The 23600-nt window shown below is 64.8% G+C and carries 24 protein-coding genes; 12 read left to right on the top strand and 12 right to left on the bottom strand.

Annotated elements, in window-relative coordinates; genetic code table 11:
• Positions 1-4 precede the first annotated feature (4 nt).
• Positions 5-1555: a murein biosynthesis integral membrane protein MurJ gene (gene murJ / locus F6X42_RS31310; RefSeq protein WP_187637904.1), complete on the bottom strand. Its 1551-nt coding sequence runs from the start codon at positions 1553-1555 to the stop codon at positions 5-7.
• A 510-nt stretch (positions 1556-2065) separates the two neighbouring features.
• Here murJ and rpsT point away from each other — a divergent pair.
• Positions 2066-2344 carry a 30S ribosomal protein S20 gene (rpsT, locus tag F6X42_RS31305; protein ID WP_187637903.1) on the top strand — a complete coding sequence of 93 codons (279 nt, stop codon included), beginning with the start codon at positions 2066-2068 and terminating at the stop codon, positions 2342-2344.
• Positions 2345-2497: 153 nt separating this feature from the next.
• Here rpsT and F6X42_RS31300 read toward each other — a convergent pair whose 3' ends face one another.
• The gene (locus tag F6X42_RS31300) at positions 2498-2845 is read right to left on the bottom strand and encodes a DUF3579 domain-containing protein (RefSeq protein ID WP_187637902.1); all 348 of its coding nucleotides are present in this window, start codon (positions 2843-2845) and stop codon (positions 2498-2500) included.
• Between the two features lie 518 nt (positions 2846-3363).
• Here F6X42_RS31300 and argF point away from each other — a divergent pair.
• The gene (gene argF / locus F6X42_RS31295) at positions 3364-4293 is read left to right on the top strand and encodes an ornithine carbamoyltransferase (protein ID WP_187637901.1); all 930 of its coding nucleotides are present in this window, start codon (positions 3364-3366) and stop codon (positions 4291-4293) included.
• 135 nt (positions 4294-4428) lie between these two features.
• Here argF and murB read toward each other — a convergent pair whose 3' ends face one another.
• On the bottom strand, positions 4429-5511 hold the full coding sequence (murB, locus tag F6X42_RS31290) for a UDP-N-acetylmuramate dehydrogenase (RefSeq protein WP_187637900.1): 1083 nt from the start codon (positions 5509-5511) through the stop codon (positions 4429-4431).
• Positions 5512-5752: 241 nt separating this feature from the next.
• Between murB and F6X42_RS31285 the strand changes: the two genes are divergently transcribed.
• Positions 5753-6238 carry a YajQ family cyclic di-GMP-binding protein gene (locus F6X42_RS31285; RefSeq protein ID WP_187637899.1) on the top strand — a complete coding sequence of 162 codons (486 nt, stop codon included), beginning with the start codon at positions 5753-5755 and terminating at the stop codon, positions 6236-6238.
• An 86-nt stretch (positions 6239-6324) separates the two neighbouring features.
• Here the strand turns inward: F6X42_RS31285 and plsY are convergent, their stop codons facing one another.
• A complete protein-coding gene (plsY, locus tag F6X42_RS31280) occupies positions 6325-6960 on the bottom strand; it encodes a glycerol-3-phosphate 1-O-acyltransferase PlsY (RefSeq protein WP_187637898.1) in 636 nt (211 codons plus the stop codon).
• A 142-nt stretch (positions 6961-7102) separates the two neighbouring features.
• The gene (gene ybaK, locus F6X42_RS31275) at positions 7103-7594 is read right to left on the bottom strand and encodes a Cys-tRNA(Pro) deacylase (RefSeq protein WP_187637897.1); all 492 of its coding nucleotides are present in this window, start codon (positions 7592-7594) and stop codon (positions 7103-7105) included.
• A 152-nt stretch (positions 7595-7746) separates the two neighbouring features.
• Between ybaK and F6X42_RS31270 the strand changes: the two genes are divergently transcribed.
• Positions 7747-9309, top strand: coding sequence for a class I adenylate-forming enzyme family protein (locus tag F6X42_RS31270; RefSeq protein WP_187637896.1), 1563 nt, complete (start codon positions 7747-7749; stop codon positions 9307-9309).
• A 35-nt stretch (positions 9310-9344) separates the two neighbouring features.
• Here the strand turns inward: F6X42_RS31270 and xerD are convergent, their stop codons facing one another.
• From xerD to queG, 3 genes are read right to left on the bottom strand one after another with little or no spacing between them, the layout of a single operon-like run.
• Positions 9345-10301, bottom strand: coding sequence for a site-specific tyrosine recombinase XerD (gene xerD, locus F6X42_RS31265; protein WP_187637895.1), 957 nt, complete (start codon positions 10299-10301; stop codon positions 9345-9347).
• Positions 10298-10768 (bottom strand): methylated-DNA--[protein]-cysteine S-methyltransferase, encoded by a 471-nt coding sequence (locus F6X42_RS31260; protein ID WP_187637894.1) that lies wholly within the window; start codon positions 10766-10768, stop codon positions 10298-10300. The genes xerD and F6X42_RS31260 overlap by 4 nt, the downstream gene beginning before the upstream one ends.
• A 52-nt stretch (positions 10769-10820) precedes the next feature.
• Positions 10821-12083 carry a tRNA epoxyqueuosine(34) reductase QueG gene (queG, locus tag F6X42_RS31255; RefSeq protein ID WP_187637893.1) on the bottom strand — a complete coding sequence of 421 codons (1263 nt, stop codon included), beginning with the start codon at positions 12081-12083 and terminating at the stop codon, positions 10821-10823.
• Between the two features lie 17 nt (positions 12084-12100).
• Between queG and tsaE the strand changes: the two genes are divergently transcribed.
• Both tsaE and F6X42_RS31245 read left to right on the top strand, forming a co-directional pair.
• Positions 12101-12697 (top strand): tRNA (adenosine(37)-N6)-threonylcarbamoyltransferase complex ATPase subunit type 1 TsaE, encoded by a 597-nt coding sequence (gene tsaE, locus F6X42_RS31250; protein WP_187637892.1) that lies wholly within the window; start codon positions 12101-12103, stop codon positions 12695-12697.
• Complete coding sequence (locus F6X42_RS31245) at positions 12691-14277, top strand: N-acetylmuramoyl-L-alanine amidase (protein ID WP_246530306.1); 1587 nt, start codon at positions 12691-12693, stop codon at positions 14275-14277. The genes tsaE and F6X42_RS31245 overlap by 7 nt, the downstream gene beginning before the upstream one ends.
• 10 nt (positions 14278-14287) lie before the next feature.
• Here the strand turns inward: F6X42_RS31245 and F6X42_RS31240 are convergent, their stop codons facing one another.
• Positions 14288-15169: an EamA family transporter gene (locus tag F6X42_RS31240; RefSeq protein ID WP_187637890.1), complete on the bottom strand. Its 882-nt coding sequence runs from the start codon at positions 15167-15169 to the stop codon at positions 14288-14290.
• A 165-nt stretch (positions 15170-15334) separates the two neighbouring features.
• Here F6X42_RS31240 and F6X42_RS31235 point away from each other — a divergent pair, with 165 nt between their 5' ends.
• Both F6X42_RS31235 and trxA read left to right on the top strand, forming a co-directional pair.
• Positions 15335-16210, top strand: a complete 876-nt coding sequence (locus F6X42_RS31235; protein WP_187637889.1) for a pirin family protein — start codon at positions 15335-15337, stop codon at positions 16208-16210.
• Positions 16211-16299: 89 nt separating this feature from the next.
• A complete protein-coding gene (gene trxA / locus F6X42_RS31230) occupies positions 16300-17148 on the top strand; it encodes a thioredoxin (RefSeq protein WP_187637888.1) in 849 nt (282 codons plus the stop codon).
• Between the two features lie 80 nt (positions 17149-17228).
• On the opposite strand, the gene tcdA is transcribed toward trxA, so the two are convergent.
• Positions 17229-18086: a tRNA cyclic N6-threonylcarbamoyladenosine(37) synthase TcdA gene (gene tcdA, locus F6X42_RS31225; protein ID WP_187637887.1), complete on the bottom strand. Its 858-nt coding sequence runs from the start codon at positions 18084-18086 to the stop codon at positions 17229-17231.
• 248 nt (positions 18087-18334) lie between these two features.
• Here tcdA and pdxH point away from each other — a divergent pair, with 248 nt between their 5' ends.
• Both pdxH and F6X42_RS31215 read left to right on the top strand, forming a co-directional pair.
• Entirely contained in the window at positions 18335-18976 is a 642-nt protein-coding gene (gene pdxH / locus F6X42_RS31220; RefSeq protein ID WP_187637886.1) for a pyridoxamine 5'-phosphate oxidase, read from the top strand.
• A gap of 138 nt (positions 18977-19114) precedes the next feature.
• Positions 19115-20329 carry a class I SAM-dependent methyltransferase gene (locus tag F6X42_RS31215; RefSeq protein ID WP_187637885.1) on the top strand — a complete coding sequence of 405 codons (1215 nt, stop codon included), beginning with the start codon at positions 19115-19117 and terminating at the stop codon, positions 20327-20329.
• A gap of 350 nt (positions 20330-20679) precedes the next feature.
• Here F6X42_RS31215 and msrA read toward each other — a convergent pair whose 3' ends face one another.
• Positions 20680-21219 (bottom strand): peptide-methionine (S)-S-oxide reductase MsrA, encoded by a 540-nt coding sequence (gene msrA / locus F6X42_RS31210; RefSeq protein ID WP_187637884.1) that lies wholly within the window; start codon positions 21217-21219, stop codon positions 20680-20682.
• Between the two features lie 480 nt (positions 21220-21699).
• Here msrA and F6X42_RS31205 point away from each other — a divergent pair, with 480 nt between their 5' ends.
• Entirely contained in the window at positions 21700-22209 is a 510-nt protein-coding gene (locus tag F6X42_RS31205) for a flavin reductase family protein (RefSeq protein ID WP_187637883.1), read from the top strand.
• An 88-nt stretch (positions 22210-22297) separates the two neighbouring features.
• On the opposite strand, the gene F6X42_RS31200 is transcribed toward F6X42_RS31205, so the two are convergent.
• Positions 22298-22813 carry an Lrp/AsnC family transcriptional regulator gene (locus tag F6X42_RS31200; RefSeq protein ID WP_187637882.1) on the bottom strand — a complete coding sequence of 172 codons (516 nt, stop codon included), beginning with the start codon at positions 22811-22813 and terminating at the stop codon, positions 22298-22300.
• 130 nt (positions 22814-22943) lie between these two features.
• On the opposite strand from F6X42_RS31200, the gene kynB reads away from it, so the two are divergent.
• Positions 22944-23582 carry an arylformamidase gene (gene kynB, locus F6X42_RS31195; protein WP_187637881.1) on the top strand — a complete coding sequence of 213 codons (639 nt, stop codon included), beginning with the start codon at positions 22944-22946 and terminating at the stop codon, positions 23580-23582.
• Positions 23583-23600 lie beyond the last annotated feature (18 nt).

Below are 23600 nucleotides of genomic sequence, written 5' to 3'. Positions count from 1 at the left end.
GTGATCACTTCACTCGCCTTTTGAAATACGCGTGCTTGAAGCCCATCAGCAAAAGCATACCGAAATATAGCGCGGCGAACAGCACGAGGCACGCACCCAGCAACACGATGCGGCTGACCGGCTGGTTACGCATGCCAATCCAGTCGAAGCTGATCGCGAACCAGCGCATCACGCCGGCGAGCACGAGGCATGCGCCGAGCAACTGCACGAAAAACTTGAGCCAGCCATGCGACGGCATATAGATGCCGCGTTTGCGCAGACCAATGAATAGCAGCAACGCGTTGACGCAAGCGCCGAGCCCGACGCTCAGCGTGAGACCCGCATGCGCGAACACCGGCACGAACGCGTAGTTGCTGAGCTGAGTGACGACCAGCACGCCGATGCCGATCTTCACCGGTGTCTTGATATCCTGCTTCGCGTAGAAGCCCGGCGCGAGAATCTTGATCAGGATCAGGCCGACCAGGCCTACGCCGTAGGCGGCCAGCGCGCGGCTCACCATCACGACCGCGTTGCCGTCGAACTTGCCGTAGTTGAACAGCACGGCCGTCAACGGCTGCGCGAAAAAGAACAGCGCGATCGCGCTCGGCGCGGCGAGCAGAAACGTGACGCGCAGCCCCCAGTCGAGCAGCGACGAGTACTCGTGGGAATCGGCATCGACGTGCGCCTTCGATAGGCTCGGCAGCAGGATCGTGCCGAGCGCGACGCCGAGCAGCGCGGTCGGAAACTCCATCAGCCGGTCGGCGTAGTTGATCCACGAGACCGCGCCAAGGCCGATGTGCGACGCGATGTTGGTGTTGATGATCAGGCTGATCTGCGCGACCGACACCGCGAACATCGCCGGCACCATCTTCGCGAGCACGCGCTTTACGCCGCGATGCGCGAGCGCGCGCAGCGGGTTCAGGCCGATGCGCGGCACCATGTCGATCTTCTTGAGGCCCGGCAACTGGACGACGAATTGCAGTACGCCGCCGACGATCACTGCCCAGGCGAGCGCATAGACCGGCGTTTGCAGGCGCGGCGCGAGGAATACCGCGGAGACGATGAACGCGACGTTAAGCAGCACCGGCGCGAACGCGGGCAGCGAAAAGTTCTTGTACGTATTCAGCACGCCCGACGCCAGCGACGTCAGCGAGATGAAAATGATGTACGGGAACATGATGCGCGTCATCGCAACCGCGAGCTGGTACGCGTGCCCCTCATGCGCGAGACCCGACGCGACGACGAACACGACGCCCGACGCGCCGATCACGCCTATCACTGACAGCACGGCAAGCGCCCACGCGAGCACGGTCGAGGTCGCGTCGACGAGCGCCTTGGTGGCGTCGTGGCCTTGCTGGTTCTTGAACTCGGCGAGGATCGGAACGAAGGCCTGCGAGAACGCGCCTTCGGCGGAAATGCGGCGCAGCAGGTTCGGAATGCGAAAGGCGACGTAAAAAGCGTCGGTGTATTGACTGGCGCCGAACGCACGGGCGATCAACGTTTCACGGGCCAGTCCGGTCACGCGCGACAGCAGCGTGAAGCCGCTGACCGTCAGCAGGGCTCGGAATAGATTCATGGGGCGCTTATTATACGGGTCCCGCCAATGCGGGCGACGAGCCGGAACGCGATTCGGACCGATTTGCCACGCGGACGTTCGCCGCCATCGACTGGGAAGCGCAATTATTTGTGCTTTTTACGGTATTCCGGGCGCCACCGGCAGCTTCGATCGGCGCCCTCGTACGAGCGGACCAGCGCATAAGCGCCAACATGACGCTGGACCGCTCACTGTGGCGCCCTCGCGCGTTTTCCGTTGCCACGTGCCTGATTTCGTTGCTATAATCGTCGGTTTCGAAGCTTGCTCAATTTTCAAACGGTCTTCGGAAGGGATTGTCAGGTTGGCGCAGCGCCGCCTGTCAATGCAACCGGATGCCGCGAAACACGGGCCCGCCTTCGCGTAGTTCGATCGATTTTTTCGACACTTTTGCGCCCTTGGGCAATCGCTTCCAAGGGTTCGGATCGAGAAGCAGCACCTCGCCTCATCATCGAAGGCCAGGTACTGGAAACAGGAACAGGATAAGGAACCGTCATGGCTAACTCCGCACAAGCACGCAAGCGCGCCCGCCAGGCCGCGAAGGCAAACTCGCACAACTCGGCACTGCGCTCGAAGTTCCGCACGGCTATCAAGGCTGTCCGCAAGGCAATCGAGGCAGGCGACCACGCTAAGGCCGCCGAAATCTTCAAGGCATCGTCGAAGACCATCGACATCATCGCCGACAAGAACATCGTTCACAAGAACAAGGCAGCTCGCAACAAGAGCCGCCTCGCCGCAGCCCTCAAGGGTCTGCAAGCGCCCGCAGTGCAGTAATTCCGGTCGGCCCGCTTCGGCGGGCTACCTCCTGTTTCCGCTGCAAGAAGCCCGCTTTGGCGGGCTTTTTTGTTTCGATGGACCACCAGCCACAAAAAAACCCGCTACTTGCGGGTTTTTGTTTTTTGCTTTTGCCGATCCGATCGGCTTGTGTCAGATCACGTGCCGTTTGGCTTGCGGCGCAGGCGCCTGCTCGAGTTCCAGCTCGCACGCCTCGGTGACGAGCAGGTCGTTGTCTTTCGCGAAGTTCATAACGAAATCGAAGGCCATCGGTTCGATGTCGCGCAGCCGAGAATCGAGAATCACGCATTTGAGGTCGCCGATCATGGTCGGCCGTACGTACAGCGAGTACTGCATATAGGCGTTCGGCCCCTTCCTCACGCCGGGTCCGAACGACGACATGACGCCCGCGAGCCGCTCCGACCAGTCGCTCGGCCGAAACTTTTTTCCGGCCGACGTAATACCCTGAATGAAATATTCGATTGGAGCTGCTTCGGCCATGTAGGAATACCTGTGTGACTGCCCAGCGGAATGACGGCCAACCGGCGAGGCCAGTTGTACGCCAGAATTCACCGCGAGCGGCATACACGGCAAGCGCTTGCAGCCACTTGCTACGTGCGTGGAATCTGGCGCTAACGCGACAACGACGAACCGCACCACGAGAACCGCTGCGGCAAACCGGCTGAACCGCTCTGGCGTCTGTCGTGACGGCCACGCCGTGACAGGCTTTCTGCGCCGCGCGAACCGCGTTTCCTCATGCGAAACGCCCGCCTGCTGGGCCTTGGGATAACCTGCAGATTATAGCGCAGCGAGGCCTTTTCCGCACCGCACACAAGCCGCACACAAGCGCCCTCCGATAATCCCGCGAAGCCTGTCACGACGCTTTCGGACAGCTTGCGCCGCCTTTCCGGCCGACTCGTCAAACGAGGCGAAATCCTTTATGCTGCATTGACTTACCACCCAAATCGACGGCGGCGCAGTCCGGCACCCCTGCCGGGTCAGACCGCCGTATTCGTTTCATGACCGCCAAGAAAATTCGCCACTACCTGCAGTTCAAGGATTTCTCGCTGGAAGACTACGAGTACGTGCTGGAACGCGCGCGCATCCTGAAACGCAAATTCAAGAACTACGAGACTTATCACCCGCTGCATGACCGCACGCTGGCGATGATCTTCGAAAAGAATTCGACGCGCACGCGCCTGTCGTTCGAAGCCGGCATCTTCCAGCTCGGCGGTCACGCGGTGTTCATGAGCACGCGCGACACGCAGCTCGGCCGCGGCGAGCCGATCGAAGACGCTGCCCAGGTTATCTCGCGCATGGTCGACATCATCATGATCCGCACGTTCGGCCAAGACATCATCCAGCGCTTCGCCGAAAACTCGCGCGTGCCGGTGATCAACGGGCTCACGAACGAATACCACCCGTGCCAGGTGCTCGCGGACGTCTTCACGTACTTCGAACATCGCGGTCCGATCCGCGACAAAACGGTCGCGTGGGTCGGCGACGCCAACAATATGCTGTACACGTGGATCGAAGCCGCGCAGATTCTCGGCTTCAAGCTGCGCCTGTCCACGCCGCCCGGTTACAAGCTCGACCGCGCGCTCGTCTCGGCGGAAAGCGCGCCGTTCTACGAGGAATTCGACGACCCGAACGAAGCCTGCGCGGGCGCCGATCTCGTCACCACCGACGTCTGGACCAGCATGGGCTTCGAGGCCGAGAACGAAGCGCGCAAGAAGGCTTTCGCGGACTGGTGTGTCGACGCCGACATGATGGCGCGAGCGAATCCCGACGCGCTCTTCATGCACTGCCTGCCCGCGCATCGCGGCGAGGAAGTCAGCGCGGAAGTGATCGACGGACCCCAGAGCGTCGTGTGGGATGAGGCGGAGAACCGTCTGCACGTGCAGAAGGCGTTGATGGAATACCTGCTGCTCGGCAAGCTCAATCACTGAGCGAGCCGCTCGCCCAGACACCTGCGGGAACCGCGGTACAAAAAAGGCGCCGGGAGGAAACTTCCGGCGCCTTTTTGCATTCGTCGTCGGTGAAGCTTCGCGCGCAAATTCAGCGCGAAACGAGTGAACTGCCGCTCACAGGCAAACCGGCTCCGCCTCCAGTTCCACGCCGAATCGCTCGGACACGTCGCGCTGGATCGCCCGCGCCAGCGCCAGCAGTTCCGAGCCGCTTGCGCCACCGCGATTCACCAGCACCAGCGCCTGCCGCTCATGCACGGCCGCCGCGCCCATCGCGCGGCCCTTCCAACCGCATCGGTCGATCAGCCAGCCCGCTGCCAGCTTCACACGGCCGTCCGCTTGCGTATACGACACGATTTCCGGCTCGCGGCGCTTGAGCGCCTCGAACTGCGCGGCGTCGATCACCGGATTCTTGAAGAAGCTCCCCGCGTTGCCCAGTTCGCGCGGATCGGGCAGCTTGGCGCGCCGCACGGCGACGACCGCATCGAAAATGGCCTGCGCGGTCGGCTGCATCGCCGCATCATCGGCTTCCCCGGCGGCGGCCGCATGACCGCGCGCCGCCAGCTCGCGCGCAAGATCCGCGTAGCCCGCGCGCGGCTGCCACGCCTTCGGCAACCGGAACGTCACCGACGCGATCACGAAGCGCTCGCGCCCTTCCCGCTTGAAAAAGCTGTCGCGATACCCGAACTGGCACGCATCGGCGTCGAGCTCGACCGCCTCGCCGGTCGCGAGCTCGATCGCCCGCAGCGACGCGAAGCGTTCGCACAATTCGAGCCCGTATGCACCGATGTTCTGGATCGGCGCCGCGCCAACCGTCCCAGCAATCAGCGCGAGGTTCTCGAGGCCGGGCATGCGCTGCGCCAACGTCCACGCGACGAACTCGTGCCACGGCTCGCCGCCGGCCGCCTCGACATACCACGCGTGCTGATCCTCGCGCACCACGCGGCGGCCGCGCAGCGCCACCAGAAGTACGAGCCCGGCGAAGTCGCCGGTCAGCACGACGTTGCTGCCGCCGCCGAGCACGAGGCGCGGCAGGCCCGCGACGCGCGGATCGCGCACCGCGGCGAGCAACTGCTCCTCACGCTCGATCAGGCACGCGAACTGCGCGCGCACGTCGAAGCCGAACGTATTGTGGGCCTTCAGCGGATAGCCGGAAATGAGGGACGCGACAGTGGAAGCGGCAAGAGCGGATCGGGACATCGGAGTGGCAACAGGGCAACGACGGGAAGCAACGAGAAGCAACGAAAACGACCAATGACGCGTACGACGACTGCAACGACGCCGCCCGACGCCGGATCGCCCGCCGTCACGACGCAGCGCGGCGGCCTTGGGCAAAAGAGAGCGGCGTCGGTAAAATGACGTCCGGTCCGTGATTATAGCGAGTGCCCCGCGCGCAGCCGACCGGCCGCGTCGCGCACTGCCGCACTATTGGGAGAAAGCAATGCCATCGTTTGACGTCGTCTGCGAAGCGAACATGATCGAAGTCAAGAACGCGATCGAACAGTCCAACAAGGAAATTTCCACGCGTTTCGACTTCAAGGGGTCCGACGCGCGCGTCGAACACAAGGAAAACGACATCACCGCGTACGCCGACGACGACTTCAAGCTCGGTCAGGTGAAGGACGTGCTGCTGTCGAAAATGGCCAAGCGCAACGTCGACGTGCGCTTCCTCGACTACGGCAAGATCGAGAAGATCGGCGGCGACAAGGTCAAGCAGGTCATCAAGATCAAGAAGGGCGTGTCGGGCGATCTGTCGAAGAAAATCGTGCGTCTCGTGAAGGACAGCAAGATCAAGGTGCAGGCGAGCATTCAGGGCGATGCGGTGCGCATCACCGGTGCGAAGCGGGACGATCTGCAAAGCGTGATCGCGATGCTGCGCAAGGACGTGACCGACACGCCGCTCGACTTCAACAACTTCCGCGACTAGGCGGCACGGCGCGCGAGGCTTGCAACGCGCCTTGCGCGCACTCGACAACGCTTCACATCGAGCCGGGCGATGCGGCTCAGCCCACTTCAGAGATCGTTGCCCGCCGCCGGACTCGCGACCTTCTTCTTGTCGCCGATACGGCTCTCCTGCCCCCGCATCAGCTTCGCGATATTGCCGCGATGCCGCCACACGAGCAGCAGGCTCATCACCAGAACCGCGAGCGCCACGATGCGCGGTCCGAACAGGAATACATAGAAGAGCGGCGCGAACAGCGCCGAGCACAGCGCCGCCAGCGACGAGTAGCGGGTAAAAAACGCGACGATCAGCCAGGTCAGCAAGGTTGCGACGCCGAGCGTCGGATTGATCGCGAGCAAAACGCCCGCCGCGGTCGCGACGCCCTTGCCGCCCTTGAAGCGAAAGAAGATCGGATACAGGTGGCCGAGGAACACCGCGAGCGACGCAATCGCGATCGAGCGCTCGTCGAGCCCGTAACGCGCGCCGAAATGCACGACCAGCCACACCGGCAGCCAGCCCTTGAACGCGTCGCCGATCAGCGTCAGAATCGCGGCCTTCCTGCTGCCGCTGCGCAGCACGTTGGTGGCGCCCGGGTTGCCCGAGCCGTACGAGCGCGGGTCGTCGAGACCCATCGCGGCGCTCACGATCACGGCAAACGACAGCGAACCGATCAGATAGGCAACGACAGCGACGATCAGGATTTGCATCTGGGACTCTTATAAGGATCGCGGTCTGACATTCGATACCCCAACCGCAACAGGGCATGCCCGTCGAAACAGGGCGGCGCACATTCTACCGAACGTGCCAGCGCGAAAAACATTCAGGCAAACGTCAACTCGCGCATCCGCGTCAGTCCACGCTCGCGCACTGCACCGGTTTTGCTGCTAGCAGATTGGTGAGCACCTTTGGCTCGATGCTAACGAGAAAGCCGCGCCGTCCGCCGTTCAACCAGATCCGGTCCATCTCGAGAATGGTCGACTCGACATACACCGGCATCTGCTTGCGCGTACCGAACGGCGACGTGCCGCCGATCAGATAACCCGAATGCCGGCTCGCAACCTCGGGCTTGCACGGCTCGACGCGCTTCGCGCCGATCTGCCGCGCGAGATTTTTCGTGCTGACGGTACGATCGCCGTGCATCAGCACGATCAACGGCTTCGCGTGCTCGTCTTCCATCACCAGCGTCTTCACGACGTGACGCTCGTCGACGCCGAGCTGGCGCGACGATTCCGCGGTGCCGCCATGCTCGACGTAGTCGTAAGGATGCTCGCCGAACGTCACGCCATGCCGGCGCAGCAGCTGCGTGGCGGGGGTTTCGGACACGTGTCTGGATTTGCTCATCGGCGCATTGTAATGGCGAGTGGGCACCACGGGTATTTGCCGGAAGGCCAATTGTGCGGGTTCGACGTTTGTGGCACGATCGTTCGAAAATATGCCGGCGTGGTGCGAGATACTGCACACAGGGCAAGCGAATTGGTAAAGAGGAGACAGCGTTGAAGCAGGCTTCATCCATCCGTTCCACGATCGACATCCCCGCGCTGCTCGCCGCCTTGCCCCCTCGCATCAGCGACATTCCGGCGCTCGCCGCCGCGCGCGATCCGCGGCATGTCGCGCTGATCGAAGATGCGCGCCGCCTGACCAGTGCGCAACTGCTGCAGGCCGTCGATGCCGCCGCCGCGCTGTTGCGCGGCTGGGGCGTGCGCGGCGGCGATCGCGTGATGATCGTCGCGGAGAACAGCATCACGCAAATCGTGCTGCTGTTCGCGACCGCGAAGCTCGATGCGTGGGCGCTGGTGTCGAACGCTCGTCTGTCGGCCGCCGAACTCGATTCGATCCGCGCGCATGCGCAACCGCGCGTCGTCGCATATGCGGTCGAAAGCTCGCCCGATGCGCGCCAGCATGCGCAGCGTCATCAAACGACACCGGCACCCACGCTATCGCCGGACATCGGCGCATGGTCGTATGCGGCGGACGTCAGCGTACAAGCCGAACCGCTCGAAGCCGCCAGCGACCGCCAATGCGCGGCACTGATCTACACGACCGGCACCACCGGCGCGCCGAAAGGCGTGATGCTGTCGCATCGCAACCTGCTGTACATCGCGGCCGTGTCGAGCCGGCTGCGTAAGGTCGGGCCCGACGACGTCGTCTATGCGGTGCTGCCGATCTCGCACGTGTATGGCTTCGCGTCAGTGTGCCTCGGCAGCCTGCATGCGGGCGCGACGCTGCGGCTTGCGCCGCGCTTCGTGCCCGAAGCGGTGCGCCGCGCCCTCGCCAGCGAGCGCGTGTCGATCTTCCAGGGCGTGCCGGCGATGCACGCGAAGCTGCTCGAACATCTGCACACGCACGACCACGCGTGGTCCGCACCGCGGTTGCGCTTCGCGTACTCGGGCGGCTCGCCGCTCGACGCCGCGCTGAAGGCGCAGGCCGAAGCGGTGTACGGTCTGCCGCTGCACAACGGCTACGGGATGACCGAAAGCAGCCCGACCGTGTCGCACACCATGCTCGACGCGCCGCGCGCCGATTGCTCGGTCGGCGAGGTCATTCCGGGCGTCGAGGTGAAGTTCGTCGGGCTCGACGGCGGCGCAGCCGCGCCGGGCGAGATCGGCGAACTGTGGGTGCGCGGGCCGAACGTAATGCTCGGCTACTACCGCAACCCTGAGCAGACCCGCGCGAGCGTCACCGAGGACGGCTGGCTGAAGACCGGCGACCTTGCGCGGCAGGACGCGGACGGCGCATTGCATATCGTCGGGCGCAGCAAGGAGCTGATCATCCGCTCGGGCTTCAACGTGTATCCGGCCGAGGTCGAGCACGTGCTGAACGCGCATCCGCAGGTCGTGCAGTCGGCGGTGATCGGGCGCGCGGTCGAGGGCAACGAGGAGGTGATCGCGTTCGTCGAGCTGACTGCCGGCGCGACGGTCACGTTCGCGGAATTGATGACCTGGTGCGGCGAGCGGCTCGCGCCATACAAGCGGCCGGTCGAGCTGAAGGTGCTCGCGGCGTTGCCGGCCGCGTCGACCGGGAAGATTCTGAAGCACAGGTTGCGCGAATTGTTGTGAAGCGCGGCGGCCACCCCGCTCGCTTCACGTCGTGCTCACCCGCGCGGATGATGCTGCGCATGCAGCGATTTCAGCCGCTCTCGCGCGACGTGCGTATAGATCTGCGTCGTCGAAATATCGGTGTGACCGAGCAGCAATTGCACGACGCGTAGATCCGCGCCGTGATTGAGCAGATGGGTCGCGAACGCGTGCCGCAGCGTGTGCGGCGACAACGGCGCATGGACGCCCGCAGCCTGCGCGTGTCGCTTGATGATGTTCCAGAACTGCTGGCGCGTCATGCCTTCCGCGCGTGCCGTCACGAATAGCGCATCGGCCGCGCGCGGGCCGAGCAGCGCCGGGCGTGCCTCGCGCAGATAGCGCTCGATCCACGCGTGCGCCTCTTCGCCGAACGGAACTAGCCGCTCCTTCGAGCCCTTGCCAGTGACGCGCACGACGCCTTCGTTGAGTCCCACCTCGACGGTTTTCAGCGTGACCAGTTCGGTCACGCGCAAGCCGCTCGCGTACATCAACTCGAGCATCGTGCGATCGCGCAAGCCGAGCGGCGTGTCGATGTCGGGTGCGCCGAGCAACGCTTCGACCTGGACCTCGCTCAACGTCGAAGGAAATCGCGGCGGCTGCTTCGCCGAGCGGATACGCAAGGTCGGATCGGCGGCCGCGCGATGCTCGCGCACCGCCCATGCGTAATAGCGGCGAAACACCGACAGCCGGCGGTTCGCCGAAGTCGCCTTGTCCTTTTGCCGCGCCGCGCTGTACGCGTTCAGGTCGGCTTCGCTCGCGGTGTCGAGCGAAGCGTTGCGCGCGTGCGCGAGCCATTCGCAGAAGAGCCGCAAGTCGCGGCGATACGCGTCGAGCGTGTTGCGCGACAGGCCATGCTCGAGCCACAGCGCGTCGCAGAAGGCGTCGATCGATGCGGAGCTGGTCAGCAGCAGCGGTGATGCGACGGCTGTGTCTTCGACGTGTATAGCGGTATCGGTGGTGGTGCTCGTGCTCATGCGTACGGCACACCTTCATGCGCGAGCAGCCAGCGCTTCACGTTGCGGAAGAAGCCGTCGCCGCCATCATGCGCGAAGCCGCCGATGCCGCTCGAACTCACCACGCGGTGACACGGAATCACGATCGGAAAGAAATTGGCGCCGCACGCCTGGCCGACCGCGCGCGGCACGCTGCCGAGCTGCTTCGCGAGTTGTCCGTAAGTCAGCACGACGCCGGGCGGGATGTCGCTGATCGCCTGCCACACGCGCCGCTGGAACGCGGTGCCGCACTCGGCAAGCGGCAGTTCGAACTTCGCTGACGCGTGCTCGAAATAACGCTCGATCTGTTCGGCCACCTCGCGTGCGAGCGGCGTGTCGGGCGCGACGTTGCGCGTCGAGTCGGGCAGATAGACGATCTCGCGCACGGCTTCGCCTTCGAGCCGGATGCCGATCTTGCCGAACGGCGCATCGATCACTGCGTTGAACATGATTGCCTGCTCCTCTAGCGTGCCAGATTGCCGACACCGAATTGCCACGACTTTACGCCGCTTCGAGCGCCCACTCCACATGCTCGCGTACGAGCGCGGACGGATCGTCGACCCGCTGCCTCAACGCCCGCACGATCGCGGCGCGCGCATCGGCGTCAAGGCTCGCGGGCGCGGCACGCAACGCGTTGCCCATGCCGACCGCGAGATTGCGCAGCCAGCTCTCATAACCGATGCGGCGAATCGCGCTGCCCTGCATGCGCGTATCGAAATCCTGGGCGCTCCACGAGAACAGTTCGACCAGCGACGCGCGATCGAGCCCATGCCGCACGTCGAAATCGGCGACGGGCGCGGCCTGCGCGAACTTGTTCCATGGACACACGAGTTGGCAGTCATCGCACCCGTACACGCGATTGCCGATCAGCGGCCGCATGTCGAGCGGAATACTGCCCTTCAGCTCGATCGTCAGATACGAGATGCAGCGCCGCGCGTCGACCTTGTATGGCGCGACGATCGCGCCGGTCGGACAGGCGCCGATGCAGCGCGCGCAGCTACCGCAATGCGAGCCCGGCGTTTCGGGCGCGACCTCGGGCGACGTGTCGGCGTCGGTCGGCAGCGGCACATCGACATAGATCTCGCCGAGGAAAAACAGCGAGCCGGCGTCGCGCTGCAGCAGCAATGTGTGCTTGCCGCGCCAGCCGATGCCGGCTTTCTGCGCGAGCTCGACTTCGAGCACCGGCGCCGAGTCGGTGAACACGCGATAGCCGAACGGACCGATCGCCGCCTCGATCCGGTCGGCCAGTTGTTGCAGGCGCTGACGCATCACCTTGTGATAGTCGCGGCCGCGCGCATAGATCGAGACGACCGCCGTCGACGGGTCCGCGAGCCGCGCATGCTCGGCCGCGCGCCAGTCGCCCGCACGGGGTGTCGGGCGTGAGGCGGGTTGCGCTACGTCTTGCGGCATGCTTTCACCCCGCGTCCGCGCGGGCAAATAGGCGATGCGGGCGGTGATCACGCGTCGCGTGCCGGCCACAAGCTCGGCCGGCCGCGCGCGTTTCATGCCATGTTTGGCCATATAATCCATCTCGCCGTGGCAACCCGCTTCGAGCCACGCTGCAAGCGGCGCTTCCGCGGCCGACAGATCGGTATCGCTAATGCCGATCGCCCCGAAACCGAGTTCACGGCCCCACGTCTTGATGTCGAGCGCGAGCGCACCAAGCGCCGCTTCGTCGAAACGGGACGTTGCATCAGAAGCCCGCGCGCCATCATCGGCCGATGCGGGCGTGCGGGAAACAGGGGACTTCGGACTTCGGTTCATCACGCCATTTTACGAGAATGCCCGTCAATTCCGATCACGCGACGCTACCGTCCGCTCCCGTCCTGTTCGAACGCTCTTTCGCGCTCGCCGACGAAGCCGCCACGCAGGCGTTCGGCGCGCGCTTCGCACAGGCGATCGAAAGCGTGCGCGCAGCCTCGCAGCCGGGACCGCGAACCCAGCCGGGCACCGCAAGCGGCCTCGCGTTCCACGGCCTGCAAGTGCAACTCGTCGGCGATCTCGGCGCCGGCAAAACCACGCTCGTGCGCGCGACCTTGCGCGGGCTCGGTCACAGCGGCCGCGTGCGCAGTCCGACTTACACGCTCGTCGAACCGTATCTGCTCGAGCGACCCGCTGGGGAACTCGCGCTCTATCACTTCGATCTGTACAGATTCACCGATCCGGCCGAATGGGCCGACGCGGGCTTTCGCGAATATTTCGATAGTGGCGCGGTCTGCCTCGTCGAATGGCCGCAACGCGCGGGCCCGCTGCTCGGCGTGCCGGATCTCGTCTTCTCGCTCGGGCTCGCCGGCAACCCAGACGCAAACGCAGACGCACGCGTACTCGTCGCACGCGCCTATAGCGAATCAGGAAAGGCATGTCTCGAAAGATGTTAATCAAACCCTTCCACTCGATCGAATCGGCGGCAGGCGCAACGCATAACTGGCGGCGCCGGCAGATCCTGCGCGCCGGCGCATCGACGCTCGTGCTCGGCCTCGTCGCGCCGCGTCCGGCGTTGGCGAGCTCGGTGCTCGGCGTGCGCGTGTGGCCCGCGCGCGACTACACGCGCGTGACGATCGAATCCGATCAGCCGCTGCAGAACACGCAGCAACTGCTGCAGGGACCGGACCGGCTCGTCGTCGATCTGAACGGCCTCGACCTCGATCAGGCGCTGAAGGAACTGGTCTCGAAGATCACACCAAACGATCCGCAGATTTCGTCGGTGCGGGTCGGGCAGTATCAGCCGCACGTGGTGCGCATGGTGTTCGACCTGAAGGGCTCGGTGAAGCCGCAGGTGTTTGCGCTGCCGCCGGTCGGCGCGTACAAGTACCGGCTCGTGTTCGACCTGTATCCGGCTGTCGCGCCCGATCCGTTGATGGACCTGCTCGCGCAGACCGAGCGCAAGCAGCAGGCGCTCAACGAAGAAAACAGCGCGCCGCCCGCGACGCTCGCCGGCCCCGGCACGGCGCCGCCCGCCGACAACAGCGAGGCGTTCTTCGAGCGTTACGCGCAGAACGGCGGCGCCGGTAGCGGGGCCGCGGGCGTGCCGCATCCGCCCACGCATGGCACGACGGCGCCGTCAGCGCCGGTCATTGCCGGCAGACAGGCAACGCCCTCCGCGCCCTCCGCGCCACTCGCGCCGCCCGCCGCGATCGCCCGCAACAAGGGTGGCAACGGCGCCGCGCACGGCCTCGACAACGATAACCTCGCCAATAGCGACGACACCTACGCGTTCACCACGCCCAAGCCGGGCCGCGGCAACACCGTGCGACTGCTCACCGTCGCGATCGATCCGGGTCATGGCGGCGAGGACCCGGGCGCGATCGGCGGCGGCGGCACCTACGAGAAGCACGTCGCGCTCGACATCGCGAAGAAGCTGCGCGCGAAGATCGACGCGCAGCCGAACATGCGCGCGATGATGACGCGTGACGCCGACTTCTTCGTGCCGCTGAACGTGCGCGTGCAGAAGGCGCGCCGCGTCGGCGCGGACCTGTTCGTGTCGATCCACGCGGATGCGTTCACGACGCCCGAGGCGAAGGGCTCGTCGGTGTTCGCGCTGTCGGAGCATGGCGCGTCGAGCGCAGCCGCGCGCTGGATGGCGAACAAGGAGAACTCGTCGGATCTGATCGGCGGCATCAACATCAAGTCCGACGACGCCACCGTGAACCGCACGCTGTTCGACATGTCGACCACCGCGCAGATTCGCGACTCGATGCGCTATGGCAACTTCGTGCTCAAAGAGATCGGCGACATCAACAAGCTGCACAAGGGCTCGGTCGAGCAGGCCGGCTTCGCGGTGCTGAAGGCGCCGGACATCCCGTCGATCCTCGTCGAGACCGCGTTCATCAGCAATCCGGACGAAGAGCGCCACCTGAACGACGACGCGTACCGCGAAAAGATGGCCAACGCGATTCTGACCGGCATCAAGCGCTATTTCGCGGCGAATCCGCCGCTCGCGAAGAGCCGCATGACGTGATCACCGTTGCTCAGCGCGCCGGCATCACGCGTTGCACGAGCCAGCCGCCGAACACGTTGACCGCGAGCCCCGCCATCACGAGCAACGCACCCGCGACCTGCGTCGCGGAAAGCTGCTCGCCGAGCAGCAGCGACGCCGACGCGAGTCCGACGATCGGCACCAGCAGCGAGAACGGCGCGACCTGGCTCGCCGGATAGCGCGACAGCAGGCGGCTCCACAAGCCATAGCCGATCAACGTCGCGATCAACGCCAGGTAGACGATCGCGAAAATCGACAGCGCGCTGATGCCGCTCAGCGCGGCGGCGATCTCGCGCGGCCCTTCGAACACGAACGACGCCGCGAAAAACGGCAGCGGCGGAATCAGGCTGCCCCACACGACCAGTCCGACCAGATCGATCTTGCCGACCTTCTTGGTGACGATGTTGCCGAGCGCCCACATGCACGCGGCACCCAGCGTCAGCACGAAACCGGCGAGCGACATCGTGTGGCCGCCCCGCAGGCCGATCACCGCGAGGCCCGCCGCGGCGATCAGCAGACCCGCGACGTTCGGCAAACGCAAGCGCTCGTGCAGAAACAGCGCCGCGAAGATCAGCGTAAAAAACGCCTGCGCCTGCAGCACCAGCGACGCGAGCCCCGCCGGCATGCCGACGTACATCGCCGAGAACAGGAACGCGAATTGCCCGAACGAGATCGTCGCGCCGTAGGCGAACAGCCACCGCCACGGCAGCTGCGGCCGCTTGACGAAAAACACGGCCGGCACCGCGGCGAGCGAAAAGCGCAGCGCGCCGAGCAGCATCGGCGGCACGCCATGCAGGCCGACCTTGATCACGACGAAATTGACGCCCCACGCGATCACGACGACCAGCGCGAGCAGCAAGTCCCTGGGCGACATCCGGGTCTCCAATGTGATGGTCCGATCCGGCAGTGTAGCGGAGGCGGCGACGCCGGTTCATTGCGCCCGCCGATGACCCGCGTGTGCCCTTGCCGTCGGCCGCACGCGACGCGCAGTAGAATCGTCCACTCGAGCCTCTCCTTCCACTTTCCCGTCGAGCCTGCCATGACTTCGTCGATCAAAGCCGTCCTCAAACCGCATCTGCGCGACATCGGCAACCTGACCGTGCGCCGCGTGCTGCCGGCGATGGCGGCACGCCTCGTCGGCCCGTTCATCTTCTTCGACCACATGGGCCCCGCAACCCTGGAACCCGGCACCGGCCTCGACGTGCGCCCTCACCCGCACATCGGTCTCGCGACCGTCACCTATCTGTTCGACGGCGCGATCATGCATCGCGACAGCCTCGGCTCCGAACAAAAAATCGTCCCAGGCGACGTCAACTGGATGACGGCCGGGCGCGGCATCGTCCATTCGGAGCGCACGCCGCCGGAAGACCGCGCGCGCGGCCAGAAGATTCACGGCATCCAGACCTGGGTCGCGCTGCCGCTCGCCGATGAAGACACCGAGCCGTCGTTCGCGCATCACGCGGCGGCGACCTTGCCGGTCGTCGAGCGCAACGGCGTGACGCTGCGCGTGATCGCGGGCACCGCGTTCGGCGCGGTGGCGCCGGTCGCGACGTTCTCGGGCACGCTGTACGTCGCCGCCGACTTCACGCCGGGCAGCGCGTTCGCGCTCGAACCGGAGCACGAAGAGCGCGGCGTGTACCTGGTGGAAGGCGATCTGGAGATCGACGGCACGCCGCTCGAGGCGGGCGCGATGGCCGTGCTCGCGCTCGACGAAACCGTCACGCTCGCGAGCACGCACGGCGCGCGCGCGATGCTGCTCGGCGGCGAGAAGCTCCACGGCGAGCGCTTCATCGAGTGGAATTTCGTCGCGAGCTCGCGCGAGAAGATCGAAGCCGCGAAGCTCGCATGGACCAATCAGGAAATGGGCCAGGTGCCCGGCGAAACCGACTGGATTCCGCTGCCGCAGCACAAGTAACGGCGCCGGACCCGCGCAACAGGGTACGCATTGAATTCGTGCGATTCGGCCCCACGTGGCTACAAACCGTTTCTATCGACGAGGACGCAATGGACACCTCTCTGGCCACTTTCGAACAGGACGTCATCAAGGCGTCGATGCTGGCCCCCGTGCTGGTCGATTTCTGGGCGCCGTGGTGCGGCCCCTGCAAGAGTCTCGGCCCGATGCTCGAAAAGCTCGAAGCCGAAGCCGCCGGCAAATGGAAGCTCGTGAAGGTCAACGTGGACGAGAATCACGAACTGGCCGCGCACTTTCAGGTGCGCAGCATTCCGCACGTGATCGCGTTCGCCGACGGCCAGGCGGTCGATCAGTTCATCGGCGTGCTGCCGGAAGGACAACTGCGCGAGTTCCTCGACCGGCTCGTGCCGCAGGGCGCGCCGGCCGCGCGCATCGAAGCGCAGACTGCGCTCGCCGAAGGCCGCCGCGACGACGCCTACGATCTGCTGCAAGCGGCGCTCGCGTACGACCCGGGCTTCGACGACGCGCGCATGGACCGCATCGAGTTGCTGCTCGAAGACAACCGCATCGACGAGGCCCGCAACGAAGTCGATCTGCTGTCGCCGAAAACCACGCAAGGCATCGACGCGCGTTTCAACGCGATCAAGACGCGGCTCGACGCGGTGGACGCCGCCGCGGATCTGCCGCCCACCGGGGCGCTCGAAGCGCGCGTCGCGGGCAATCCCGACGATCTCGAAGCGCGCTTCGATCTCGCGAATGCGTTTATCGCGCGACGCAAATACGCGCAGGCGCTCGAACATCTGCTCGCGATCGTGCAGCGCGACCGCGCGTTCCGCGACGATATCGGCCGCAAGACGATGTTGTCGGTGTTCGATCTGGCCGCGCATCAGCCGGAACTGGTAGCGCAGTGGCGGCGCAAGCTGAGCGCGTCGTTGTATTGATCGTTTGTCGTGCCTTGCCTGATGGCAGCCTCGGCCAGAGCGGATCAAACCGCTGCCCAGGCTGCCACCCAGGCTGCCACCTAAGCCGCCGCCTTCTTCGCCAACTCCCGCAATACAAACGCCGCAGCCGCAAAACCAAAGCTCGCGGTCACGCACACGCTCGACCCGAACCCCGCGCAGTTCAAGCCGACCGGCCCCGTGTGCCCGGGCGACGTGCTCACGTGCTCGGCTTCTGTGTCGATATCGCACACGGCCGCTTCCGGATAGATCAGCGGCTCGTCGGAATACACGGCGCTCACCCTGAACTTCGCCTTCGGACCGCGCGGAAAGCCATGCTGTTTGCGCAACTGCCCGCGCACCTTCGACAGCAGCGGGTCCTGGATCGTCAGCGCGAGATCGTCGATGCGGATACGTGTCGGGTCGAGCTGACCACCCGCGCCGCCGACCGTGATCAGCGGCTGCTGGCGCTCGACGCACCACGCGATCAGCGCGGTCTTCGTGCGCACGCTGTCGATCGCGTCGATCACATAGTCGAAGCCGCCGCCGAGCGTCGCCGCGAAATTGTCCGGCTCGACGAAGTCTTCGATCAGCCGCACGTCGCAGTATGGATTGATCGCCGCGATGCGCTCGGCCATCGCCTCGACTTTCGGTTTTCCGTAGTTGCCGTCGAGCGCGTGAATCTGCCGGTTCGTGTTGCTTTCGGCGACGTTGTCGAGATCGATCAGCGTCAGCATGCCGAGCGCACTGCGCGCAAGCGCCTCCGCGACCCACGATCCCACCCCGCCGATGCCGATCACCGCGACGTGCGCGCCCTCGAACGCGGCGAGCGCAGGCGCGCCATATAGACGTGCGATACCGCCGAAACGGCGCGCGCGGTCGGCGGTTTCGTTGGCGTCGAGGCTGGTAGTAAGATCGGATTGCGCGGTGGGGCTGGACATGATGGCAGGGCTCGAAAACACAGGCTGAACGGAGCAGGTGGCGGCGCTTTGGCAAATGGCTTTGGCAAATTGGAGCGCAGCCCGTATTTTGCCTGAACACGTGAAAGCAGCCGCGCAGGACCGGGCAGCGACGCAACGTTGCAGGCTTGCGCGGGCGCAATTTGCGCCTCGCGCCACGTTGATCCGCTCGCGCGCAAAAACCTGACGCCTTAGCTATACTTGGCCCACTGTAGCGTTCACATAAGAACATGATCTCACTCGCCGAGCTTCGAAAAAACTACTCGCTGGGCTCACTGGACGTTGCCGACGTCGACCACGATCCGTTCCGTCAATTCGACACGTGGTTCCAGCAGGCAATCGACGCCAAGCTACCCGAGCCGAATGCAATGACGCTGGCCACGGTCGACACGCGCGGCCGCCCATCGGCACGCATCGTGCTCATCAAGGGTGTGGACGCGCGCGGTTTCGTGTTCTTTACCAATTACCAGAGCCGCAAGGGGCGCGAACTGAGCGCGAACCCCTACGCGAGCCTGCTGTTTCACTGGATCGAACTCGAGCGCCAGGTACGCATCGAAGGCCGCGTCGTCAAAACGAGCGAGGCAGAAAGTGACACGTATTTCGCGTCGCGTCCGCTTGGCTCGCGCATTGGCGCATGGGCATCGAACCAGAGTCAGGTGATTGAAAGCCGTTCGCAGCTCGAAGTACGCGAACGCGAAATCAGCCTGCAATACGGCGACAGTCCTCCGCGTCCGTCGCATTGGGGCGGCTATCGTCTGGTGCCCGACGCGGTCGAATTCTGGCAGGGACGGCCGTCGCGGCTGCACGATCGTCTGCTTTACACGCGCGCGGAAGAAAGCGCCAACTGGCAAATCACGCGCCTGTCGCCCTGAGCGGACGAATCACGCCGGCGGCGGCGCCAACGTAGCGTCGCGCGTCGGCCGGATTGCGTTGCGCGGCCGACGGAATGCGCCGCGCCCTGTCGCGATCCACACAGCTTTGCTTTAAATCAACGAACACGGAGAGATCGCATGTTCTGGGAGAAAAAGCTGGCACAGTGGGTTGAAGATGTCAAAGCCACAGCTAACCTGCCCGCACGCCTCGTGCTGTGGGACGGTCAGCAACACGACTTCGGGCAGTTCGCCGCGCCCCAGGTCACGCTACACGTGAAGAGCGCGACCGCGCTGCCCTATCTGCTCGAGCCGAGCCTCGACAATCTCGGCGAAGCCTATGTCAAAGGCAAGATCGACATCGAGGGCAAGCTGTCGGACATCATCAATATCGGCTATCAGCTCGCGCGCAGCACCGTGACGAGCGCCGGCAAGCTCGCGCGCGTGCGGCGCTACTTCAATCACTCGAAGACGTCGGACAAAAAAGCCGTCCAGTATCACTACGACGTCTCGAACGAGTTCTACAGGCTGTGGCTCGACGAGAACATGGTCTACTCGTGCGCGTACTTCGAGACCGGCACCGAAGACCTCGCGACCGCGCAACTGAAGAAAATCGATCACATTCTGACCAAAATCCAGCTGCAGCCGGGGCAGAGTCTGCTCGACATCGGCTGCGGCTGGGGCGCGCTCGTGCTGCGTGCCGCGCAGAAGTTCGGCGCGAAGTGCGTGGGGGTCACGCTGTCGCAGAACCAGTTCGATCTCGCCACCGCGCGCGTGAAGGCGGCGGGCCTCGAGAACCAGATCGAAATCCGCCTGCAGGACTATCGCGACATCAAGGGGCAGTTCGACCGCATCACGAGCGTCGGCATGTTCGAGCACGTCGGCCGCAAGAAGCTGCCCGGCTATTTCCAGAAGATGCACGATCTGCTCGCCGACGAAGGCATCGCGATGAACCACGGCATCACGTCGAGCGACGCCGATAGCGGCGAGACCGCGCTCGGCGGCGGCGAGTTCATCGACCGCTTCGTGTTCCCCGACGGCGAGCTGCCGCATATCAGCCTCGCGCTCGAATCGATGCAACGCGGTGGGCTCGAACCGGTTGACGTCGAAAGCTTGCGCCGTCACTACGCGCACACGCTCGACATCTGGGCCGAGAATTTCGAAGCGCATGCGGACGAAGCCCGCAAGCTCGTCGACGACGAAAAATTCCGCATCTGGCGCGTGTATCTGGCGGGCTGCGCGTATGCGTTCGAAAACGACGACGTGTCGATCTTCCAGGTGGTGTGCCGCAAAGCCGGCCGCAGCGCGAAAACCTTGCCGTGGTCGCGCCGCTACATGTACGAAAAACCGCTGTGATCCGGCTGTGATCCGGTCGCGCCGCGGCGGCGTGCATCAGCGCGCGCCGTGGCGCGATTCTGACGAATAGCAGGCCGGACATTGATGGACCAGAGCGGGACGAGTGACGTTGACAAGCCGTTGAACGGCAAACAAGGCGGAAGGATCGGCGCCGCTCAACTGCGTGAAACTGGCCGAAGAGATCGTCGAAGCCTGCGTGCGGCTCACGCGGGGACGCGAGGATGACGGCGATGTAGGCGTTGGCGCCGATGACGCACGGTCGGAAGCGCAGGAATCGCATTGATGAGCGGCAGCCAGCGGGCGGCCTTGCGCCTCCGCCCGCTGCCGATTCCAATCCCGGCGCTGCGCCTTCAACCCGCCTTGATCCGGTGCGCGAACTTCTGGCGGAATTTCGCGACCTTCGGCGCCACCACGAACGAGCAGTAGCCCTGATTCGGGTGCTGCGCGAAATAGTTCTGATGATAGGCCTCGGCGGGCCAGTAGTTGTCGCCGAGCGACAGCACGTCGGTCACGATCTGGCCGTCGTAGATGCGCTGTTCGTCGATCTCGCGAATCGCCTGCAGCGCGGCTTCATGCTGCGCGTCGGAATGCGTAAAGATCACCGAGCGGTATTGCGTGCCGACGTCGTTGCCCTGCCGGTTCACCTGGGTCGGATCGTGGATCGCGAAGAAGATGTCGAGAATCTCGCGATAGCTGATCTTCGCCGGATCGAAGTCGACCTTGACCACTTCCGCATGACCGGTGTCGCCGTCACAGACCTGCTCGTAGCTCGGCTGGCGCGTGTGGCCGCCCGCATAACCCGACTCCACCGCATTGACGCCCTCGACGCCCAGATACACCGCTTCGAGGCACCAGAAACATCCACCGCCGAGCGTTGCCGTCTCGTTCATAAGCTTCACCCCAGAATCAGATTCACACAATGATCGGCAGCCGGCCTGCATAGCGCCGCCGGTCTGCCACCGCATCCGAATATATGGCCGAAAACACGTCCTGAAAGGCACGAGTCAGGCACCCGTCGCGCCATGCCCGCAAGTCCGGCCGTGCAGATATCGAGTATAGAAACGCCAGCACGCGACGTGTGAATAACCGTGCGTCTCACGCAAGCGCCGCGCCCACGCATCGATCCAGCGCGATCGGCAATGTCCGGGTGCAGCCCGTCGAGGAGATCGTCGAAGCCGACGCCCCGCTGCCCCGCACGCATCGCCGTGCGGCGCGTGCGGCGATTGCAGTTAAAATTGGCGGAAATCAACGACTTTCACCATGACTTTCGAAACATCCGCTTCCCGCCGCGCGGGTCTCCACCTTGATGCGCGCCTTCATTCGCGCTGTGGCCCGTCTTTCACACGGCGCGCGCCGGGGACCTCGCCCCGATGAAGCGCGCGAGCCCACCCAACTTCGACCAGTCCGCCTTCAGGCAGGCGCTCAGCCAGTTCGCGACCGGCGTCACCGTGATCACGACGCGCGCCGCGTCCGGCCAGTTGATCGGCATCACGGCCAGTTCGTTCAACTCGGTGTCCCTCTCTCCGCCGCTCGTGCTGTGGAGTCTCGCGACACGCTCGGCGTCGATGCCGGTGTTCCGCACCAACAGTCACTACGTGGTCAATGTGCTGGCCGCGACGCAACTCGATCTGTGCAAGCGCTTCGCGACCGTCAAGGGCGACCGCTTCGAGGGCGTCTCGCACGCGGCGGGCGACAGCGGCATGCCGGTGCTCGACGGCGCGCTTGCGTGGTTCGAATGTCATAACCGCAGCCGCTACGAGGAAGGCGACCACGTGATTTTCGTCGGCGAAGTGGAGCGCTGCGGCGTGCATGAAAATGCTGCGCAAATGCTGCCGCTCGTGTTCCAGAGCGGCCAGTTCCACGGCCTGAAGCCGCTTTGAGCGGCGCGGCGCTGCGGTTGCGTCGGTAGCGTCCGCAACGGCAGTCAGTCAGGCGCGGCGCACGCGGCGCGCCCCATCCCCGTCACGCTCAGCGCTCGCTATGCGCGGCCCCGTGGCCGCCGTTCTTCTTCACGAGCGACACCGGCACGCCTGAATCTTCCTTCAGCGTCTCGAGCACGATGTTCGAGCGGATGTCCAACACGCCCGGCGCCTTGTACAGGCGATTGAGCACGAAATCCGAATAGTGTTTGAGGTTGTGCGCGAGCACGCGCAGCAGATAGTGCGTTTCGCCGGTCACGACGAACGCGCTGACCACTTCGGGCCAGTCGCGCAACGCTTCGGCGAAGCGCTCGTGCCAGTTCTGCTGCTCGTTGCGCATCGATACCTGCACGAACGCTTCGAGCTCGAACCCCAATACTTCGCGGTTCAGGCACGCGCGGTAGTGTTCGACGACGCCCTGCTCCTCCAGCAGACGCAGTCGTCGCAGACAGGCCGATGGCGAAAGCGAGATGCGCTCCGCCAGGTCGAGATTGCTGATCCGTCCTTCCTGCTGAAGCACCGTCAAGATACGGCAATCGGTGGCGTCGAGCGAGATCGCGTTCATATTCGGTCTCCCTTTTCCGTTTAACTCAAATTATGTTCCAAGACACGGCTGGTAAGGAGCTTTTTTCGCAATCACATTTCTCGACTTGACCTCTATCATTTAGGGATAGTCACCTCCGGTCGAAACCGTCATGCGAGCACTTTGGGACATCACTCCTGCCGTCGATACCGCCACGCCCGTCTGGCCAGGCGACACCGCGGTCGGCATCGAGCGCGTCTGGCGCATGGAGGCTGGCTCGCCGGTCAATGTCGCGCGTCTGACGATCTCGCCGCACACCGGCGCGCATACCGATGCGCCGCTGCACTATGACGCCGACGGCGCCGCGATCGGCGACGTGCCGCTCGACGCGTATCTCGGTTTATGCCGGGTGATTCACTGTATCGGCGCATCGCCTGTTGTGACGCCACAACACCTGACCGGCTCGCTCGACGCGCTGCCGCCGCGAGTCTTACTGCGCACTTACAGAAAAGCGCCGGCGCGCGAGTGGGATAGCGCGTTCTGCGCGGTCGCGCCCGAGACCGTCGACCTGCTCGCCGCGCGCGGCGTGATGCTGCTCGGCATCGACACGCCGTCGCTCGATCCGCAGGAATCGAAGACGATGGACGCGCATCACCGCATTCGCGCGCATCGGATGGCAATTCTCGAGGGCATCGTGCTCGACGCGGTCGAACCGGGCGACTACGAGTTGATCGCGCTGCCGCTGAAGCTGACCACGCTCGACGCGAGCCCGGTGCGCGCGGTGCTGCGCGCGCTGCCCGCCACGCGCTGACGGACGCCGCCCGGCGGG

The sequence above is a fragment of the Paraburkholderia podalyriae genome (genome assembly GCF_014397785.1).
GTDB lineage: Bacteria > Pseudomonadota > Gammaproteobacteria > Burkholderiales > Burkholderiaceae > Paraburkholderia > Paraburkholderia podalyriae.
This window is presented reverse-complemented; position numbering and strand designations above follow the sequence as displayed.